This window comes from Stenotrophomonas sp. DR822 (assembly GCF_019793815.1).
Lineage (GTDB): Bacteria > Pseudomonadota > Gammaproteobacteria > Xanthomonadales > Xanthomonadaceae > Stenotrophomonas > Stenotrophomonas indicatrix.
Genome location: NZ_CP081826.1, coordinates 3,237,429 through 3,255,293, shown reverse-complemented (window position 1 = coordinate 3,255,293; position 17,865 = coordinate 3,237,429). Strand labels below are relative to the sequence as shown.

General features: G+C 66.4%; 19 protein-coding genes and 2 riboswitches. Of the genes, 8 read left to right on the top strand and 11 right to left on the bottom strand.

What is annotated here, in order from left to right:
- Position 1: 1 nt before the first annotated feature.
- The gene (locus tag K5K93_RS14925; RefSeq protein WP_093818121.1) at positions 2-622 is read right to left on the bottom strand and encodes a glutathione S-transferase; all 621 of its coding nucleotides are present in this window, start codon (positions 620-622) and stop codon (positions 2-4) included.
- Positions 623-700: 78 nt separating this feature from the next.
- On the opposite strand from K5K93_RS14925, the gene K5K93_RS14920 reads away from it, so the two are divergent.
- Positions 701-892 carry a hypothetical protein gene (locus K5K93_RS14920; protein ID WP_025879391.1) on the top strand — a complete coding sequence of 64 codons (192 nt, stop codon included), beginning with the start codon at positions 701-703 and terminating at the stop codon, positions 890-892.
- Between the two features lie 57 nt (positions 893-949).
- On the opposite strand, the gene K5K93_RS14915 is transcribed toward K5K93_RS14920, so the two are convergent.
- On the bottom strand, positions 950-1,744 hold the full coding sequence (locus K5K93_RS14915; protein ID WP_025879390.1) for an NYN domain-containing protein: 795 nt from the start codon (positions 1,742-1,744) through the stop codon (positions 950-952).
- Between the two features lie 121 nt (positions 1,745-1,865).
- Here K5K93_RS14915 and K5K93_RS14910 point away from each other — a divergent pair, with 121 nt between their 5' ends.
- Positions 1,866-3,146 (top strand): NAD(P)/FAD-dependent oxidoreductase, encoded by a 1,281-nt coding sequence (locus K5K93_RS14910; protein WP_093818123.1) that lies wholly within the window; start codon positions 1,866-1,868, stop codon positions 3,144-3,146.
- Positions 3,147-3,213: 67 nt separating this feature from the next.
- Here K5K93_RS14910 and K5K93_RS14905 read toward each other — a convergent pair whose 3' ends face one another.
- Positions 3,214-3,639, bottom strand: a complete 426-nt coding sequence (locus K5K93_RS14905) for a nuclear transport factor 2 family protein (protein ID WP_222388293.1) — start codon at positions 3,637-3,639, stop codon at positions 3,214-3,216.
- Between the two features lie 72 nt (positions 3,640-3,711).
- A complete protein-coding gene (locus K5K93_RS14900; protein WP_222388292.1) occupies positions 3,712-3,969 on the bottom strand; it encodes a GIY-YIG nuclease family protein in 258 nt (85 codons plus the stop codon).
- A gap of 40 nt (positions 3,970-4,009) precedes the next feature.
- A riboswitch (glycine riboswitch) is annotated at positions 4,010-4,099 on the top strand.
- 13 nt (positions 4,100-4,112) lie between these two features.
- A riboswitch (glycine riboswitch) is annotated at positions 4,113-4,216 on the top strand.
- An 84-nt stretch (positions 4,217-4,300) separates the two neighbouring features.
- On the opposite strand from K5K93_RS14900, the gene K5K93_RS14895 reads away from it, so the two are divergent.
- A complete protein-coding gene (locus tag K5K93_RS14895; protein WP_032952083.1) occupies positions 4,301-4,918 on the top strand; it encodes a trimeric intracellular cation channel family protein in 618 nt (205 codons plus the stop codon).
- Positions 4,919-5,089: 171 nt separating this feature from the next.
- Here the strand turns inward: K5K93_RS14895 and K5K93_RS14890 are convergent, their stop codons facing one another.
- From K5K93_RS14890 to K5K93_RS14870, 5 genes are all read right to left on the bottom strand, one after another.
- Positions 5,090-6,163, bottom strand: coding sequence for a 3-deoxy-7-phosphoheptulonate synthase (locus K5K93_RS14890; protein WP_093818127.1), 1,074 nt, complete (start codon positions 6,161-6,163; stop codon positions 5,090-5,092).
- 252 nt (positions 6,164-6,415) lie between these two features.
- On the bottom strand, positions 6,416-6,676 hold the full coding sequence (locus K5K93_RS14885; protein WP_089237217.1) for a hypothetical protein: 261 nt from the start codon (positions 6,674-6,676) through the stop codon (positions 6,416-6,418).
- An 84-nt stretch (positions 6,677-6,760) separates the two neighbouring features.
- The gene (locus K5K93_RS14880; protein ID WP_093818128.1) at positions 6,761-7,099 is read right to left on the bottom strand and encodes a DUF6616 family protein; all 339 of its coding nucleotides are present in this window, start codon (positions 7,097-7,099) and stop codon (positions 6,761-6,763) included.
- 76 nt (positions 7,100-7,175) lie between these two features.
- Positions 7,176-7,913, bottom strand: a complete 738-nt coding sequence (locus K5K93_RS14875; RefSeq protein ID WP_093818129.1) for a DNA alkylation repair protein — start codon at positions 7,911-7,913, stop codon at positions 7,176-7,178.
- Positions 7,910-8,410, bottom strand: coding sequence for a MarR family transcriptional regulator (locus K5K93_RS14870; protein ID WP_222388291.1), 501 nt, complete (start codon positions 8,408-8,410; stop codon positions 7,910-7,912). The genes K5K93_RS14875 and K5K93_RS14870 overlap by 4 nt, the downstream gene beginning before the upstream one ends.
- A gap of 178 nt (positions 8,411-8,588) precedes the next feature.
- Between K5K93_RS14870 and K5K93_RS14865 the strand changes: the two genes are divergently transcribed.
- Positions 8,589-9,752, top strand: a complete 1,164-nt coding sequence (locus tag K5K93_RS14865; RefSeq protein ID WP_222388290.1) for a serine hydrolase domain-containing protein — start codon at positions 8,589-8,591, stop codon at positions 9,750-9,752.
- A 211-nt stretch (positions 9,753-9,963) separates the two neighbouring features.
- Here K5K93_RS14865 and groL read toward each other — a convergent pair whose 3' ends face one another.
- Both groL and K5K93_RS14855 read right to left on the bottom strand, forming a co-directional pair.
- A complete protein-coding gene (gene groL / locus K5K93_RS14860) occupies positions 9,964-11,613 on the bottom strand; it encodes a chaperonin GroEL (RefSeq protein WP_093818132.1) in 1,650 nt (549 codons plus the stop codon).
- 82 nt (positions 11,614-11,695) lie between these two features.
- Positions 11,696-11,983: a co-chaperone GroES gene (locus tag K5K93_RS14855; RefSeq protein ID WP_025878649.1), complete on the bottom strand. Its 288-nt coding sequence runs from the start codon at positions 11,981-11,983 to the stop codon at positions 11,696-11,698.
- 352 nt (positions 11,984-12,335) lie between these two features.
- Here K5K93_RS14855 and K5K93_RS14850 point away from each other — a divergent pair, with 352 nt between their 5' ends.
- The 4 genes from K5K93_RS14850 to K5K93_RS14835 all read left to right on the top strand — a co-directional run bounded on the left by K5K93_RS14850 (position 12,336) and on the right by K5K93_RS14835 (position 17,477).
- Positions 12,336-14,126 carry an endonuclease gene (locus K5K93_RS14850; protein WP_059065293.1) on the top strand — a complete coding sequence of 597 codons (1,791 nt, stop codon included), beginning with the start codon at positions 12,336-12,338 and terminating at the stop codon, positions 14,124-14,126.
- Positions 14,127-14,194: 68 nt separating this feature from the next.
- The gene (gene cutA / locus K5K93_RS14845; RefSeq protein WP_032976461.1) at positions 14,195-14,533 is read left to right on the top strand and encodes a divalent-cation tolerance protein CutA; all 339 of its coding nucleotides are present in this window, start codon (positions 14,195-14,197) and stop codon (positions 14,531-14,533) included.
- Positions 14,530-16,920: a protein-disulfide reductase DsbD domain-containing protein gene (locus K5K93_RS14840; RefSeq protein ID WP_093818134.1), complete on the top strand. Its 2,391-nt coding sequence runs from the start codon at positions 14,530-14,532 to the stop codon at positions 16,918-16,920. The genes cutA and K5K93_RS14840 overlap by 4 nt, the downstream gene beginning before the upstream one ends.
- Positions 16,917-17,477 (top strand): TlpA disulfide reductase family protein, encoded by a 561-nt coding sequence (locus K5K93_RS14835; RefSeq protein ID WP_222388289.1) that lies wholly within the window; start codon positions 16,917-16,919, stop codon positions 17,475-17,477. The genes K5K93_RS14840 and K5K93_RS14835 overlap by 4 nt, the downstream gene beginning before the upstream one ends.
- The last annotated feature ends 388 nt before the right edge of the window (positions 17,478-17,865 follow it).

The following is a 17,865-nucleotide window of genomic DNA, read 5'->3' as shown; positions in this document are numbered from 1 at the left end:
CTTACGTCATCGGTGACATCACGCCGCGCTGGTACGCCGGGCGTTCGCGCAGACGCGCATACCACTCGGCCAGGTGCGGCAGGTCCGGGCGCTGGATCGGCAGTTCGAACCAGGCGTAGATCAACGAGCCCAGCGCGATGTCACCCATGGCGAACGTCTCGCCCGACAGCCACGGCTGCCTGGCCAGAGTTGCGTTGGGCAGCGCCAGGAAATCACCGGCGCGCACGATCGCTGCATTGATGCGCGCCTCATCGCGGTCGGCCGGTGCGGTGCGCATGATGCCCCAGATCAGTTCGGAGTACAGCGGCGCCATCCGCGAGGTGCTCCAGTCCATCCACTTTTCGGCCTGGGCGCGCTCCATCGGATCTTCGGCATACAGCGTGCCCAGCGAATAGCGCGCACTGAGGTAGCGCACGATGGTGTTCGACTCCCACAGCGGCAGGCCGTGGTCTTCGATCACCGGCACCAGGCCGTTCGGGTTCATCGCCACGTACTCCGGCGACTGCGTGCCACCGTGGCTGCCACCCACTTCGATGGACTCGTACGGCAGGCCGATTTCCTCGGCGCACCACAGCACCTTGCGGACGTTGCTGGAATTGCGGCGGCCCCAGATCTTCAACATGCGGGTTTCCTTGCGTGCAGCAGTGCGCCGCGATGGCGCGGAGCCGCTACGATACGCCCATCCACAGGGAGAGACGACATGACCGCATGGGATGCAGTGAACTACACGCTTCTGGCAGCAGGACTGGTGATGCTGGTGCTCGGGTACCGGCGCTCGAACCGCAACATGCTGCTGTGCGCCGGCGTGCTGCTGCTGGCCTTCAATGGCGTTGAAGACTTCGCCAACGGATTTGCGGAAGGCTATGCCGGCTCCAGCGCACGTACGCTGTAGCCACACCATGTCTTCTGCAGTGCTGCGCGACCGGCACACGCTGGGCAACGCCCGGCGCTACCGGTTCTTCTTCGGCAGCGCGCGTACGTAGGAGGACTTACCGTCCTTCTTCAGTTCGAACAAACCGATCGCCGCCAGCAGATCGCTGAGTTTGCCGTAACCGTAGTTGCGCGGATCGAACGAGGCCTGGTTGCCGATCTGGCTGCCGACCGGACCCAGGTGTGACCAGCCATCCTCGCCTTCTGCCGAGGACACCGCACGGCGCAGCATCTTCACCAGACGCGTGTCGCTGCGCATTTCCGCCCCGCTCTTGCGTGGGCGCGCATCATCGCTGGTGGCCTGCTCGCTGGGCGCCTGTCCGTTCGATGATTGTTCGTTCGCTGCCTGCTCCACATCCTGCACGCTGGCGTGGGTCTGGCCCAACGCTTCGAGGTAGGTGAACTTCGAGCACGCGTTGACGAAGGGTTCGGGCGTTTTCTTTTCGCCGAAGCCATACACCTTCACGCCATCGGTCAGCAGGCGCATCACCATCGGAGTGAAGTCGGCATCGCTGGACACGATTGCGAAGCCATCCAGGTTGCGCGCATACAGCAGATCCATCGCGTCGATCACCATCGCCATGTCCGACGCGTTCTTGCCCTTGCTGTAGGCGAACTGCTGGATCGGGCGGATCGCGTACTCGTGCAGCACCGCCTCCCAGCCCTTCAGTCGTGGGCTCTTCCAGTTGCCGTAGGCACGGCGGACGTTGGCCACACCGTAGCGCGCGACCTCGGCCAGGACTTCGTCGATCTTCGAGGCCGGTGCATTGTCGGCGTCGATCAACAGGGCGATGCGCTTTTCCGGTTCGCTCATGAACTCCTCACGGGCAGTTGCCTGAACCCGAGTATCGCCGATCCCGATGCACGCTGACGTGACAAGGAGCGGCCGTGCGAAGATGCCAGGCACTTCCCCCATGCCCCCCTGGAGTGAGTCGATGAGTCGTGATCGCGTCCCCCACCTGGTCGTAGTCGGCGGCGGTTTCGCCGGCCTGTGGGCCACCCGTGCGCTGGCCCGCGAACGCATACGCATCACCCTGGTCGACCGTCGCAACCACCACCTGTTCCAGCCGCTGCTTTACCAGGTGGCCACCGCCGGGCTGTCCGCTCCGGATATCGCCGCACCGCTGCGCCACATCCTCGGCCACCAGCGCAACGTGGAGGTGCGGCTGGGTGAAGTGGTGGCCATCGACAAGCAGGCCCGCCAGATACGCATGGCCGATGGCAGCACGCTGGACTACGACAGCCTGCTGCTGGCCACCGGTGCCACCCACGCCTACTTCGGTCACGACGAATGGGCCGACGATGCACCCGGCCTGAAGACGCTCGACGATGCCATCGCCCTGCGGCGCAAACTGCTGCTGGCGTTCGAACGCGCCGAAGCCGAACCGGACCCGGAAAAGAAGGCGGCATGGCTGAGCTTTGCCGTGGTGGGCGGTGGGCCGACCGGCGTCGAGCTGGCCGGCACCCTCGCGGAAATCGCCCGGCATACGCTGCGCAATGAATTCCGCCACATCGATCCGGCCAGCGCCAAGGTACGGCTGGTCGAGGCCGGTCCGCGCGTGTTGTCCACCTTCCCCGAAGTGCTTTCGCTGAAGGCACGCCGGCAGCTGGAAAAACTGGGCGTGGAAGTGATGACCGGCACGCCGGTGAGCCACATTGATGGACAGGGCTTCAAGCTGGGCGACCAGTTCGTGCCCGCGCGTACCGTGGTCTGGGCCGCCGGCGTGGCCGCCTCACCGTTGGCGCGCACCCTGGACGTGCCGCTGGACCGCGCCGGTCGCGTGCAGGTGCAGCCCGACCTGACCCTGCCTGGTCATCCGGAACTGTTCGTGGCCGGCGACCTTGCTGCGCTGAACCAGGCCAACGGCAAACCGGTACCGGGCGTTGCGCCTGCCGCCAAGCAGATGGGCAAGTACGTGGCGGACGTGATCCGCGCGCGCCTGCATGGCAAGGCAGCACCCGGGCCGTTCAAGTACGCCGACTTCGGCAACCTGGCCACCATCGGCCGCATGGCCGCGATCGTGCACCTGGGCAAGTTGCAGCTGTCCGGCGTGCTGGCCTGGTGGTTCTGGCTGGCCGCGCACGTGTTCTTCCTGATCGGGTTCCGCAACCGCGTCGTGGTGCTGTTGAACTGGGCGGTGGCGTACTGGAGCTACCAGCGCAGCGCGCGGATCATCTTCGGCGATGACCGCGAAGACCGGCGGCCGAAGCGGTAGGGTCCACACCATGCGTGGATGAATTTCTGTGCAGGTTGCATGGAGCGCAGCCACGCATGGCGTGGCTCTACTTCGGCTTCGGGTACCACAGCGCGTTGACGATGACCCAGCGCTGCTCGAAGCGGCCCATGTGGAAGTAGTCGACGAACCACGGGGTTTCCAGCCGCACCGATGCGACGTTGCCGGTCACGTCCAACACCGTGCAGCGGCGATCCCATTGATCCTTCGGGGTCTTCAACGCGCCCTGCTTGGTCAACGCAACCAGCTCTTCCTTCGACATCCGGCGCAGGCCCAGGCGCTCGTCCGGTGTATCACCGAGCACCGCACGTTTGGCCAGGTCCGGATGCAGGGAACGGGCGACGCGCTGCGGGTCGGCCTCCAGCTGGCCATCCACGTAGTCGTGGCAGGTGGCTTCGATGGCTGCGATCGTGGCGGCGTCGGCGACAGGGCTTGTCGCCGCAGCGACAGCGAACAACAGGGCAAGCGTGGACATCCGGGTCTCCAGCGCTGAGGGCTGGGCGATCATGGCATGGCCGGATGCGCCCGATCTACGCATGCCGTGGATCTACTGCAACAGCCAGGCCAGCTTGCGTTCGCGCGGCTGCCGCTTGAGCTCCCATTCGGCACGTGAGGCCGCTGCCCGGTCTGGGTACTCACGCACCGCCAGGACCCGCAGTGGCGGCCGCGACCGGGTGTAGCGGGCCCCCTTGCCGGCCTGGTGGGCAGCAAAGCGGGCCGGCACGTCGGTGCTGATGCCGGCGTAATAGCTGCCGTCGCGGCATTCGAGCAGGTACAGGAACCACGGGCGGGAAGGCGAAACCATGGCCGGATTATGCCGTGCTGCACTGCAGCGGATATACTGCCGCCCGAATGCAGGAGAGAGGCGCCGCGCTGGCGCCCGCCGAAGGCGCAGGCTCCCATGATCGCTCAGGCCGGTGGGCTGGAATCCCACCAACCATGCATTCGACTCGCCGAGCTGGAGAGAGGTCACCGGGCACGCCCGGGACGATCCGCCGAAGGGGCACGCGGCTCACGCCGCTGAACTCTCAGGCAAAAGGACAGCGGGAGCGGCACCGGTCATCGTCATCCCGTCATTGCGCAGGCAGTGGCGGTATGTGCGCATGGCCGGCCCCACCGCGCCCGGAGCCTGTCCCATGCTGCTGTCCATCATCTACCTGATCGCCATTTCCGCCGAAGCCATGACCGGTGCCCTGTCTGCCGGCCGCCGCCGCATGGACCTGTTCGGCGTGGTCATGATCGCCTGTGTCACCGCCCTCGGCGGCGGCTCGCTGCGCGACATCCTGCTTGGCCACTATCCGCTGGGCTGGGTGAAACACCCCGAGTACCTCGGCTTCACCGTGTGCGCGGCGCTGATCGCCACCTGGGTGGCGCGCTGGATGCACCACTTCCGCCGTACCTTCCTGGTGCTCGATGGCCTGGGCCTGATCGCCTTCACCCTGATCGGCTGCTCGATCGCGCGCGAGGCCGGCCATGCACTGCCGATCGTGCTGATCGCCGGCATGCTCACCGGCGCGTTCGGCGGCGTGCTGCGCGACATCCTCTGCAACGAGGTGCCGTTGATCTTCCAGAAGGAGCTGTACGCGATCATCTCGCTGCTGACCGGTGCGGTGTATCTGCTGTTGCTGCACTGGGGCGTGGCCGATGCCACGGCGATCCTGTGCTGCCTGGGCGGTGGTTTCGCCGTGCGTCTGCTGGCCATCCACTACCGCTGGGAAATGCCGAAGTTCGTGTACCACGACGAAGTGCATTGAGCGCTGACGTTCGCCGGGTTTCACACCACCCCGGCGATGTACCTGGCGCTGGCAAGAGTGCGCAGCGCCAGGCGCATCGCCGGTGCAGACGGGCCGGTCTCCAACTCCGACCGGCCCTGATCGCGGCCGCACCCCCGCAGGCGCTGGCCGCCATCCACACACGTGCCGCACTCAAGCGGCTTCGGACACCTTCACCTCACGGCGGGCGCGCACGGCAGCGGCAAGCCGCTCCAGCACCTGCACGGTGGTGTCCCAATCAATGCAGCCATCGGTGATGCTCTGGCCGTAGACCAGCGGCTGGCCTTCCACCAGCTCCTGGCGACCGCCGACCAGGTGGCTTTCGACCATCACACCGACGATGCGCTGCTCGCCGTCTTCCAGCTGGGTGGCGATGTCTTCGATCACCTTCGGCTGGTTTTCGTGGTTCTTCAGGCTGTTGGCGTGGCTGGCATCGATCATCAGGCGCGTCGGCAGCTTGGCCTTGGCCAGCGCCTGGCAGGCATCGGCCACGCTGGCCGCATCGTAGTTCGGCTGCTTGCCACCACGCAGGATCACATGGCAGTCGGGGTTGCCGGTGGTGGAGACGATGGCGGTGCCGCCCTGCTTGGTGACCGACAGGAAGTGATGCGGATTGGAGGCCGCGCCCACGGCATCAGCGGCGATCTTGACGTTGCCGTCCGTGCCGTTCTTGAAGCCGACCGGGCACGACAGCCCCGACGCAAGCTCGCGATGCACCTGGCTTTCGGTGGTGCGTGCACCGATCGCGCCCCATGCCACCAGGTCGGCGATGTACTGCGGCGAGATCACGTCGAGGAACTCGACGCCGGCCGGCAGGCCGAGCTTGTTGATGTCGCGCAGCAGGCCACGGGCGATGCGCAGGCCCTTGTCGATCTTGAAGCTGCCGTCCAGGTCCGGATCGTTGATCAGGCCCTTCCAGCCCACCGTGGTGCGCGGCTTCTCGAAGTACACGCGCATGACGATTTCCAGCTCGCCGGCCAGCGCATCGCGCATCGGCTTCAGGCGCTGTGCGTACTCGATGGCGGCTTTCGGGTCGTGGATCGAGCACGGCCCGACCACCACCGCCAGGCGGTCGTCGCGGCCGTGCAGGATCTGGTGCAGGGCGGCGCGCGAAGCGCTGACGGTGTCGGAGGCTTCGTCATCGCAGGGCAGCATCGCCAGCAGCTGGGCAGGCGGTGTCAGCGGTTCGATGGTGCGGATACGCAGGTCGTCGGTGTGCGGGGGCATGGTGAGGGGTCTCTACGGAAGGTGGGGGTCCGCAGCGTGGCGACATGAAAAAAGCCGCCAGGTTCGCTGGCGGCTTTCGGGAATGCGTCTGAAGCTTTCTTCAGGGTGAGCGCAATCCTTCCTCCGCCGGGGGCTTCGGAAAGTAATACCAATAAAAGCTGGCGTGGGTTGCGTTCATGGGATCTATTGATAACACAGGGTTTTGGCGGGTGCCAACTGTTTCATCCGCAACTGCGGGCGCGGTTCAGCGGACTATCGGCTGCCATGCACTTCCACATCCAGCAGCAGCGTCTCGTGGATGTCGACCCAACGCTCCACCACGCGGTCCAGTTCCTGCCTGGCCTCATCAAGCTGTTCGGGGTTGAGCATGGACCTGGCCGTATACAGATCGGACACCAGCTGCCGCAGGGTGGCTTCCTGGATGGCCACCACCGGCCCTTCCAGGCCGGGTACCTGCAGCGCTGGACTGCTGCCCAGCGCTCCGTACAACGTCACCTGGATCTTGCTCTGCATGCTCGACTTCCCTGCGGATGGATGCGGCCGAGCGCCATCTTTACCTGGAATGGATGACACGCGCATGTGCCACCGCAGGCCGCGTTACAGCGCTGCAAGATCCGCAAGGTGCTGGGCCATCGCATCCACCGCGCCCACGGCATTGGTGGTGGCGAAGTAGTCATGCCAGCCAGTGGCACTGATGGCGGCCACCAGGGCATCGGCATCTGCACGGCTGCCGCACCTCCAGACCGCGTAGTACTGCTCGGTGCTGGCATATGACACGTCGCTGGCCACGCGGCCCATCGCCAACGGTGCGATGCGTGCGGGATCCAATTGCTGCATGCCGGCGCCGATGCGGGTGAAGAAGGCGTTCCGCTGTTCCGCGCACAGCGCTTTCCAGGCCGGCGTCGCCGCGTACAGCTCGATGAGGAGGTGGGACATGTGGTCTTCCTTGAGGGTCGTGGGAGTGCCGGCCAGCGGCCGGCACTACCGGGAAACGTGGGTGAACGGTACGGCGCTACAGCGAGCGCAGCGCGCGCTTGCGGATGTACCTATTGGCTGCGCTGTCGTGCGTTGACTGCCACCGCGTGCACACATCGCGCACCCATCCAGGCTGGCTCTTGCCGGCGTCGTTCAGCCAGTTGCCGACCGAGTCCTGCACGTAGCGCTCGGGATCGTCAGCGAGCGCCTCCAGCAGGGGCAACGCGTGCTCGGGTTGCTGCTTGAACAACACAACGTGCGTGGCCCATACACCGCGGGGGCGAAGCGCCTCACAGGCAAAGCGGCGCAGACGGGGCGAGCGCTGCTGCGTCCAGGGGTGCAGCAGGGCAAGCGCTTCCAGCGGCTCGGCGACGATATCGCTACGCAGGGCCAACCATGCCCATTCCCGCACACCGAAGTGCGGATCATCTGCCAGCGGACGCATCGCCTGCAGCTTGTCGGCCAATGCCGTCCGCACGTCGCCGCCGATCAGATAACAGGCCCATCCGCGCACGGTGTCGGAGGGATGCGCCTGCCAGCAGTGCACGTCCCCCTGCCCCGCCTCGCGCAGCACCGCTGCGGCCAATGCCATGCGCTGGGTGATTCCCTTGCCTGCAGCGGCGCGCATGCGCTGCGTGGATGCCTGGGGCAAGGTCGGTGCCACCGCCTGCAGCAGTGCGGCGAAATCCACTGCGAGGCACTCGGCCAGGTGCGTGCTGGATACGCTGCCCGCATTGAGTGCCTGCAGGCGTGCCGTGCCGATGGTGCCGCTCATGTGCCTGTTTCCTGGCCTGCGTCGGTGTGTCGCCAGACTTTTTCCAGCAGCAGCGACAACTGCACCTGTTCACCGGAATCAAGGCCGTTGAACAGTCCACCGATCCATTGGGTGTGCTGGTCGAACAGATCGTCAGCCAGGCGCTTGCCGCGCGCGGTCAGCACGATCTGCAGACGGCGGCCGTCCTCGGCGTCACTGCGCCGCTGCAGCAGGCCGTCACGCTGCAGACCATCAAGCAGTCCGCTGATGGTGGCGCGGGTGACGCCGGCACGCTCGGCCAACGTATGCGGTGGCAAGGTGCCACCAGCGCCGTGCAGGAGGAACAGCACCACGAAGCGGCCTTCGCTGAGGCCGTGCGGCGCCAACCGTGCGGCGCAGTCGCGGTCGATGGCGGTGGACAGCGAAAGCAGCTGGAAGCACAGACGAAGCTGGGCCAGGTGGGGATCGCCGCGACGGCCAGCCTCCTGGAGGAGAGCCGTGTGTTTTGCTTCAAGCATCCATCATATCCATGATGATTAGGCGCCATATTATATTCACGATCCCGCAGGGCGCAAGCCCGGACCGGGTTGCCGCAGGGCATGACGCGGCGCCGCCCCAGGGCCTGGCTACGGTCGACCGGCGCCGGCAGCCAAAGCTGCGGTAGCATCGCGCCACGTCCCGCCAGGAGTTCCACGCATGTGCCGTGTCGTCCTGTTGTTGCTGACGCTGTTGCCGATCGCCGTAGTCGCCGCGCCCCCTCCGCTGCCCTCGCCAGCCCGCATTGATGCCCAGGCGCGACGGCTGATGCAGGCCGCACACGCACGTGGCATGGCGCTGGCGGTGATCGACGCTGGCAAGGTGGTGCACGTGGCCGCCTATGGCGAGCGCAACGCCGCCGGCGAACCGCTGCGTACCGACACCGTGATGTACGCCGCTTCGTTGACCAAGATGGCCTTTGGCCACCTGGTCGCGCAGCTGGCACAGGACCAGGTGATCGCGCTGGACGCCGGCATTGCCACGTATCTGGACAAGCCGTTGCCGGACTACCCCGTCGATACGAAGCACTACGCCGATTACAGCGTATTGGCCGGCGACGAACGCTGGCGCCGGCTCACCCCGCGCCTGCTGCTCAATCATGGCAGCGGCTTTGCCAACTTCGCGTTTCTGGAACCGGATGGCAGGCTGCAATTCCATTTCGATCCGGGCAGCCGCTACGGCTATTCCGGCGAAGGCTTGATCCTGCTGCAGTTCGTGCTCGAACGGGGGCGCCTTGGCCAGGACATCGGCGCGCTGATGCAGCGGCGCGTGTTTGATCGCTTCGGCATGCCCCGCACCAGCATGATGTGGCGCGGGGATTTCGCCGCCAACCTGGCCGACGGCTGGACCGCCGATGGCACGCCCGAGCCGCATGACGAGCGCAGCCGGGTGCGGGCTGCCGGCTCGATGGATACCACCATCGCCGACATGGCCAACTTCGCAGCGGGCTATGTGCGCGGCGAAGGCCTTTCAGCGGCGATGCGGCAGGAGCTGGTACGTCCGCAGTTGCCGATCACCACGGCCAGCCAGTTTCCGACCCTGCAGGCGGAACTGCCGGTAGCGGAGCGGCGCAGGGACCTGGCAGCCGGCCTGGGCGTGGTCACCTTCCGCGGACCGCAGGGGCCCGGCTTCTACAAGGGCGGCCACGATGACGCGGTGGGCAACACCCTGGTGTGCATCGAGCAGGGCCAGCGCTGCGTGGTGATGCTGGGCAACGATGTCCGCGCCGAGGCGGCGTTTCCGGCGCTGGTGGCGTTCGTGCTGGGCGATACCGGAGTGCCGTGGGACTGGGAGTACGGCACGCAGAAGGTGTTCGTGCGCTGACGCCATCCACGCATGGCGTGGATCTACTGGCATGGACCGATGGGCATGGACCGATGGGCATGGATTCATGGGCATGGCCCCATGGGCATGGATTCATTGGCATGGACACATGGGTATGGATACACGGGTATGGACCCATTGGCGGCAACACGCCACCCACAAAAAACCCCGCCTTGCGGCGGGGTTTTTCATTGCAGCAGTGCAGCGGGACTTAGAAGTCCATGCCGCCCATGCCACCCATGCCGCCCATGCCACCAGCGCCACCCATGGCCGGCTCGTCCTTCTTCGGAGCTTCGGCAACCATGGCTTCGGTGGTGATCATCAGGCCAGCGATCGAGGCTGCGTTCTGCAGCGCCGAACGGGTCACCTTGGTCGGGTCCAGGATGCCGAACTGCAGCATGTCACCGAACTCGCCGGTAGCGGCGTTGTAGCCGAAGCTGCCGGTGCCTTCCTTGACCTTGTTGACGATGACCGACGGCTCTTCACCGGCATTGGCAACGATTTCGCGCAGCGGGGCTTCCATCGCGCGCAGGGCGATCTGGATGCCGTGGTTCTGGTCTTCGTTGCCACCCTTCAGGCCAGCCAGTGCGGAGACCGCACGGACCAGGGCAACGCCGCCGCCCGGGACCACGCCTTCTTCAACGGCCGCACGGGTCGCGTGCAGGGCGTCGTCGACGCGATCCTTCTTTTCCTTCATTTCGATTTCGGTCGACGCGCCGACCTTGATCACTGCAACGCCACCGGCCAGCTTGGCCACGCGCTCCTGCAGCTTCTCGCGGTCGTAGTCCGAGGAGGTGTCTTCGATCTGGGTCTTGATCTGCGCAACGCGCGAATCGACCGCAGCCTTGTCACCCACGCCATCGATGATGGTGGTGTTTTCCTTGGAGACCTGCACCTTCTTGGCGCGGCCCAGGTCCTTGATGGTGGCCTTCTCCAGCGACAGGCCGACTTCCTCGGAGATCACGGTGCCGCCGGTCAGCACGGCCATGTCTTCCAGCATCGCCTTGCGACGGTCGCCGAAGCCCGGCGCCTTGACGGCCACGACCTTGACGATGCCGCGGATGGTGTTGACCACCAGGGTCGCCAGCGCTTCGCCTTCGACTTCCTCGGCAACGATCAGCAGCGGCTTGCCAGCCTTGGCGACGCCTTCCAGCACCGGCAGCAGGTCACGGACGTTGGAGATCTTCTTGTCGTGCAGCAGGATGTACGGGTCATCCAGGTCAGCGGTCTGCGACTGCTGGTTGTTGATGAAGTACGGGGACAGGTAGCCGCGGTCGAACTGCATGCCCTTGACCACGTCCAGCTCGTTGTCCAGGCCCGAGCCTTCTTCAACGGTGATCACGCCTTCCTTGCCGACTTCCTTCATCGCGTTGGCGATGATCTGGCCGATCGACTCGTCCGAGTTGGCCGAGATCGTGCCGACCTGGGCAATGGCCTTGTCGTCAGCGGTCGGCTTGGAGATGTTCTTCAGCTCGGCGACGGCGGCCACCACGGCCTTGTCGATACCGCGCTTGAGGTCCATCGGGTTCATGCCGGCAGCAACAGCCTTGGCGCCTTCGCGGATCAGGGCCTGGGCCAGCACGGTGGCGGTGGTGGTGCCGTCGCCGGCGTCGTCGTTGGTACGCGAGGCGACTTCCTTCACCATCTGCGCGCCCATGTTCTCGAACTTGTCAGCCAGTTCGATTTCCTTGGCGACGGACACGCCGTCCTTGGTGATGGTCGGGGCGCCGAAGCTCTTCTCGAGCACGACGTTGCGGCCCTTCGGGCCCAGGGTGGCCTTGACGGCATTGGCGAGAACGTTGACGCCGCGCACCATGCGCGAACGGGCGTCTTCACCGAAACGAATATCCTTGGCAGCCATTGCGTTTACCTCATTGGTAGCGCCGGGCCATGCCCGGCGGCTGGGTGTTGGAATCAGGGGATGAAGCAGGTCGCGCCGACGCTCAGCCGATGACGGCGAGCACGTCGTCTTCGCGCAGGACCTTGTACTCGACGCCTTCGCTCTTGTACGAGCTGCCGGCGTACTGGCCGTAGATGACCTTGTCACCGACCTTCAGCGACGGAGCGCGCACGTTGCCGTTGTCCAGCGGCTTGCCCGGGCCCACGGCCACGACTTCACCCTTGGTGGACTTTTCCTTGGCGGAGTCCGGGATCAGGATGCCACCGGCGGAAACTTCGTCGGCTTCGATCGGCTTGACCACAACGCGGTCGTGCAGCGGCTTGATGCTCATGTGGGACCTCTTAAGTTATTGATTGGTCTGAAAAAGTCCGGCGATGTTAGCACTCACACCAGGCGACTGCCAGCAACGCGCGTGAAAAAGCCCGACAGGTCGGGAGCACGACAGAGATGGAGACCTCCGGAGCCCTTTCAAGGCCCGCCCCCGAAATTTTTCCCGGCGGACCGGCGGCACACCATCCCTGCGCGGACGCCTTTATAGGGATGCGTCGCGGCAAGCCAAGGGGGAATTGGCCACCATTTGGTGACCGCCGTCGCACTGTCAGATATCTGGCGTTCATTTACGACAAAGTGTCACCGGATCGGCTTTAGGGTGGCCCGGCATTCCCAATCACAAGGAGTAGTCGATGCGATTGCTGTCCCCGCTCGCCGCCGCCTGCCTGCTGGCCCTGGCTGCAGCGCCGGCCCAGGCCGAGGTCTTCATCAACGAACTGCACTACGACGACAGCACCGCTGCCGGTGACGTCGGCGAAGCCATCGAAGTGGTCGCCACCGCCGGCGAGGACCTGTCCGGCTACCGCCTGTACCTCTACAACGGCAGCAACCCGTCGGCCGCCACGGTCTACGCCAACAACGCGGTGCCGGCCGGAACCGCGGCCAGCTGCGGCAGCGCCACCCTGGCGGTGGTCACCTACCCCAGCAACGGCCTGCAGAACGGTGCCAACGACGGCATCGCCCTGGTCGACGCCAGCGGCAAGGTGGTCCAGTTCCTCAGCTACGAGGGCGCGATCACCGCTTCCGGTGGCCCCGCCGCCGGCATGACCAGCCAGAACATTCCGGTTGCCGAAACCAACAGCACCGCAGCGGGCACCTCGCTGCAGCTGACCGGCAGCGGCAGCCAGTACGCGCACTTCACCTGGGCCGAATCGGCCAGGCAGACCTTCGGCAGCTGCAACAACAACCAGACCTTCAGCGGCGGCGGCACCCCGGGACCGAACACGCCGCCGTCGGTGTCCACCACCACGCCCGCACAGGGCAGCAGCACCTTCCCTGCCGCCGCCGACCTGGAAGTGGTGTTCAGCGAGACGGTCAACCTCGCCAGCGGCGCCTTCGCACTGACCTGCGGCACTTCGGGCAGCGTGCCGCTGACCTGGCCGGCCAGCGGCAAGAGCGTGAAGCTGTCGACCAACACCGCGCTGGTCGCCGGTGAAGCCTGCCGCTTCGACATCCGTGCCGCACGCATCACCGATGCGCAGGGTGCCCGCCCGGCGACCGACAGCCGCATCGCCTTCACCGTGGCCACCACCACCGGCAATCCGGACCCGGGCAATCCCGGCGGACCGGCCGGTTACTACTCGAAGGTCAACACCAGCAGCCCCAGCCAGCTGCGCTGCTCGCTGCACGCCACCATCAAGGGCCACACCGCGTACCCGTACAGTGGCTCGGGCACCAGCACCTGGACCATCCTGGAGATCGCCGACGAAGATCCGAACAACAGCGGCCGGATCCTCGATGCCTACCGCAACCACAGCTTCGCCAAGGTGACCGACCGTGCAGGCAGTGGCAGCGGCCTGAAGTACAACCGCGAGCACACCTGGCCGAACTCGCTGGGCTTTGCCAGCACCACCGGCGACAAGGGCCTGCCGTACGCGCCCTACACCGATACCCACATGCTGTACCTGACCGACGCACAGTGGAATGCCGACCGCGGCAACAAGCCGTTCGGCAAGTGCGATGCCAACTGCGGCGAGCGTGCCACCGAAGCCAACAACGGCCACGGCGGTGGCAGCGGTGGTTACCCGGGCAATTCGAACTGGGTACGCACACCGGATGGCAACGCCGGAACCTTCGAGGTGTGGGGCCATCGCAAGGGCGACATGGCACGGGCGGTGATGTACATGGCCATCCGCTATGAAGGTGGCAAGGATGCGGCCACCGGCCAGTCCGAACCGGACCTGGAACTGACCGACGACCGCAGCAAGATCGTCAAGACCAGCAGCTCGCCGGCCTACATGGGCCTGCTGTCGACCCTGATCGACTGGCACCTGTCCGATCCGCCGGATGCCGCCGAGCAGGCACGTAATGACGTGATCTACTCGTTCCAGGGCAACCGCAACCCGTTCATCGACCACCCCGAGTGGGCCACCCCGGGCCTGTTCACCTCGGCCAAGCCGGCCACCTGCCAGCTGGCCAACTGACCGCGCAACGCTGCGGTCCACTGCCGTCGCCGGGCCCTGCCCCGGCGACGGCTCTATACTCGACGGTCATGTCGACCGTCGATCCCGTCCTGCTGCTGTTGACCACCTGCCCGGACCGGGCCAGTGCCGAGCGCATCGCGCACGCGCTGGTCGCCGAGCACCTGGCTGCCTGCGTGACCCGCCTGGACGGCGCACAGTCGACCTACCGCTGGCAGGGTGAGGTCACCACCGACACCGAGCTGCAGCTGCTGGTGAAGACCACCGCAAGCCGTGTCGATGAAGCCATCGCCCGGATCGTCGAACTGCATCCGTATGAACTCCCGGAGTGCATCGCGGTCGAAACCCGGGCCGGCCTGCCGGCGTATCTGGACTGGATCCGGGCACAGACCCGGGAGGACACTGATTGAAGACTCTGTTTGCGCGTGGCGCCGCCTTGTGCGCTCTGTTGTGGCTTTCATTGCCGGCCTTCGCGCTGGATGAGAAGGATCTGCTGCCGGTGGACCAGGCGTTCGCGCTGACCGCCAGCGCGCCTGAGCGTGGCCAGATCCAACTGCAGTTCAAGATCGCCCCCGGCTATTACCTGTATCGCCACCGCACCACGGTGAAGGCCGATCCGGCGTTCAACGCCGCCGCGCTGCAGATGCCCGCAGGCAAGAAGCACCACGACGATTTTTTCGGTGAGGTGGAGACCTACCGCGAGCGCCTGCAGGCCACCCTGCCCGGCGCGCCCACCGATGCCGCCGGCACCATCAGCCTGGAAGTGCGTTACCAGGGCTGCGCCGATGCCGGTGTGTGCTACCCGCCGCAGAAGCGCGTGGTGCAGGTGACCCTGCCTGGTGCAGGCGGTGCGGCGGCCACGCTGCCGATCGCACGCGCCACCGGCGCCAGTGCGTTCAACAACCCACTGGCGGGCGCCGGCGGTGGCGGTGGCCTGCGGTTGCCGGGCACCAGCAACAGCCAGGCATTGCCGCTGCCCTCGGAACAGGCGTTCGGCTTCGATGCCATCGCCAGCGATGGCAATACCCTGCTGCTGCGCTTCAGCCCGGCACCAGGCTATTACCTGTATCGCGACCGCACCTCGCTGAAGCTGGAAGGCAGCGCCGGGGTGCTGGCCGACAAGCCGCGCTGGCCGGCGGCGCAGTCGCATCGCGACGAGCACTTCGGTGACGTGGCGGTCTATTTCAACCAGGTGGAAGTGCCGGTGCCGCTGCGCCGCAGCCGCGCCGAAGCGGTCGACAGCACGCTGGTGGTGACCTTCCAGGGTTGCCAGACCGATGGCATCTGCTACCCGCCGATGACGCGCCGGGTGAAGCTGTCGATCCCCGCCGGCAAGGCCAGCGCCAGCGGCGATGCACCTGCCGCACGCGACGACGTGATCCGCTCGCAGCCGGGTTCGCCCGCTGCCGGCACCCGCGAGGGTGCAAACGGTACACCGCTGCGCCTGCTTCCCACCGTGCCCAACGACGCGCCGGCCAACGCCGGTACTGCCGACGCCAGCAGCGGCTCGCGCGATGCCTTCGCCGCCGACGCGCAGCAGGACAATGCACTGCGTACCAAGGCTCCGAGCCGCGTACCGAAGACCGACAGCTCGCTGCTGTGGGTACTGCTGCTGGCACTGGGCGGTGGCCTGGTGCTGAACCTGATGCCCTGCGTGCTGCCGATCCTGTCGCTGAAAGTGCTGAGCCTGGCGCAGAGCGGTGAAAGCGCCGAGCGCGCCCGCAGCCATGCCATGTGGTACACGCTGGGCGTGCTGGTTGCCTTTGCGGTGATCGGCGCATTGATGGTCGGCCTGCGCATGCTTGGCAATGCGGTCGGCATCGGTTTCCAGCTGCAGCATCCCGGCGTGGTCGCGGCGTTGGCCTACATCATGTTCGCGGTGGGCCTGAGCCTGTCCGGCGTGTTCACCATGGGCGGCGGCATCGGCAACTTCGGCCAGTCGCTGGCGCGACGCAGTGGCCCGGCCGGCGATTTCTTCACCGGCGTGCTGGCCTGCGTGGTCGGCAGTGCGTGCGTGGGGCCGTTCTTCGGCCCGGCGGTGGCCTATGCCTTCGTTGCACCGCCGGTAGCGGCGATGCTGGTGTTCCTGTTCCTCGGCCTGGGCCTGGCCCTGCCGTTCCTGCTGATCGGCTTCGTGCCGGCGCTGGCCCGTCGCCTGCCCAAGCCGGGGCCGTGGATGGAAACCCTCAAGCACGTGCTGGCCTTCCCGATGTACGCCGCCGCGTTGTGGCTGCTGTGGGTGCTGGGCAAGCAGCGCGGCGTGGATGGCATGGCGCTGGCGCTGGGTGGCCTGCTGCTGCTTACCGGTGGCCTGTGGCTGTTCGAGCGCAGCCGCTGGCGCAGCCAGCGCGCGGCCGGGCTGCTGGGCGTGCTGCTGGTGATCGCCGCGCTGGTACCGGTATGGGGCGTGACCCAGCTGGCACCGCCGGCGCGTGCCGCGCAGGCGAGCAGCGAGAACGTGGTGGATTATTCGCCGCAGATGCTGGACCGCCTGCGCGCCGACAACCGCGTGGTGTTCGTCAACATGACCGCCGACTGGTGCGTGAGCTGCAAGGCCAACGAACGCGCGGTGCTGTCGCGCCCGGAGTTCAAGGAACTGCTCAAGCGCACCAACGCGGTGTACATGCGTGGCGACTACACCAATGTCGACCCGCAGATCACCGCGTTCCTGGATGAGCACAAGGCCGTGGGCGTGCCGCTGTACGTGGTGTACGGCCCCGGCGCCCCGCCGACGGTGCTGCCGACCCTGCTGACGCAGGCGCTGGTGGAAGAAGCGCTGCTGCGCACCGCGCGATGAAGTGGCAACGGCCAGGGCTGCTGTGGACAGCAGTGCTGGCTGCCGGTCTTGGCCTATGGGCCGGCAACCGGCTGGCGCCGGAGCCGGCGACGGAAGCTGCAGCGCCTGTTGCGGTATCGCCGCCGGCGCTGCCGATGCTGCGGCCCGGTGATCCGCTGCCGGCGCTGGTGCTTGCCGATGCTGAAGGTCACGCGCTGGATATCCGCGAACGCTTCAAGGGCCACCCATTGCTGGTCAATGTGTGGGCCAGCTGGTGCGGCCCCTGCGTGGAAGAGATGCCCGAACTGGCCCGCTTTGCCGAGGGCCAGGGCGCACACGGCGTGCAGGTGTTGGGCCTGGCACTGGATACGCCGGACGGCGTGCGCGATTTCCTGAAGCGGGTGCCGGTGGACTATCCCATCGTGCTCGATACCCCCGGCCCACGCGATGCCAGCGTGCAGTTGGGCAACGCGCAGGGCCTGCTGCCCTACAGCGTGCTGTTCGACGCGCAGGGACGGATGGTGAAGGCCAAGCTCGGACCGTTCGCGCACGGCGAAATCGAAGGCTGGGCGAAGTAGGCCGGCAGGGCTGCGCCCTGCACCTGCAGATGCTTTCAGGCAACAGCAACAGCAACAGCCGAAGCAACGGCCAAAGCGGCATTGCGTGGGATGGCGGGGCGGTGTCGGACTGCGGGGACGCCGCAAGTACGTCCCTGTAGGCTCAGCCGCGCCATCCATGGCGCGGATGCCCCGCAATCCGACACCGCCCCGCCTTCGACAGGTTCCCGGTATGTGGTAGATCCACGCCATGCGTGGATGGATTTCCATCGAATCGAATATTTCGACAATTGAACGAAGAACATCCACGCACGGCGTGGATCTACCTGTCGACCAAGGTCGACACCCACCAAGAGCAGGCCATGCCTTCCCGACAGATCGCGGAAATCTGTCGAAGGCGGGGTGGGTC

Bases quoted from the DNA above. Each gene is read 5' to 3' on its own strand.
- K5K93_RS14925 (WP_093818121.1), bottom strand. From the start codon at position 622: ATGTTGAAGATCTGGGGCCGCCGCAATTCCAGCAACGTCCGCAAGGTG.
- K5K93_RS14920 (WP_025879391.1), top strand. From the start codon at position 701: ATGACCGCATGGGATGCAGTGAACTACACGCTTCTGGCAGCAGGACTG.
- K5K93_RS14915 (WP_025879390.1), bottom strand. From the start codon at position 1,744: ATGAGCGAACCGGAAAAGCGCATCGCCCTGTTGATCGACGCCGACAAT.
- K5K93_RS14910 (WP_093818123.1), top strand. From the start codon at position 1,866: ATGAGTCGTGATCGCGTCCCCCACCTGGTCGTAGTCGGCGGCGGTTTC.
- K5K93_RS14905 (WP_222388293.1), bottom strand. From the start codon at position 3,639: ATGTCCACGCTTGCCCTGTTGTTCGCTGTCGCTGCGGCGACAAGCCCT.
- K5K93_RS14900 (WP_222388292.1), bottom strand. From the start codon at position 3,969: ATGGTTTCGCCTTCCCGCCCGTGGTTCCTGTACCTGCTCGAATGCCGC.
- K5K93_RS14895 (WP_032952083.1), top strand. From the start codon at position 4,301: ATGCTGCTGTCCATCATCTACCTGATCGCCATTTCCGCCGAAGCCATG.
- K5K93_RS14890 (WP_093818127.1), bottom strand. From the start codon at position 6,163: ATGCCCCCGCACACCGACGACCTGCGTATCCGCACCATCGAACCGCTG.
- K5K93_RS14885 (WP_089237217.1), bottom strand. From the start codon at position 6,676: ATGCAGAGCAAGATCCAGGTGACGTTGTACGGAGCGCTGGGCAGCAGT.
- K5K93_RS14880 (WP_093818128.1), bottom strand. From the start codon at position 7,099: ATGTCCCACCTCCTCATCGAGCTGTACGCGGCGACGCCGGCCTGGAAA.
- K5K93_RS14875 (WP_093818129.1), bottom strand. From the start codon at position 7,913: ATGAGCGGCACCATCGGCACGGCACGCCTGCAGGCACTCAATGCGGGC.
- K5K93_RS14870 (WP_222388291.1), bottom strand. From the start codon at position 8,410: ATGCTTGAAGCAAAACACACGGCTCTCCTCCAGGAGGCTGGCCGTCGC.
- K5K93_RS14865 (WP_222388290.1), top strand. From the start codon at position 8,589: ATGTGCCGTGTCGTCCTGTTGTTGCTGACGCTGTTGCCGATCGCCGTA.
- groL (WP_093818132.1), bottom strand. From the start codon at position 11,613: ATGGCTGCCAAGGATATTCGTTTCGGTGAAGACGCCCGTTCGCGCATG.
- K5K93_RS14855 (WP_025878649.1), bottom strand. From the start codon at position 11,983: ATGAGCATCAAGCCGCTGCACGACCGCGTTGTGGTCAAGCCGATCGAA.
- K5K93_RS14850 (WP_059065293.1), top strand. From the start codon at position 12,336: ATGCGATTGCTGTCCCCGCTCGCCGCCGCCTGCCTGCTGGCCCTGGCT.
- cutA (WP_032976461.1), top strand. From the start codon at position 14,195: ATGTCGACCGTCGATCCCGTCCTGCTGCTGTTGACCACCTGCCCGGAC.
- K5K93_RS14835 (WP_222388289.1), top strand. From the start codon at position 16,917: ATGAAGTGGCAACGGCCAGGGCTGCTGTGGACAGCAGTGCTGGCTGCC.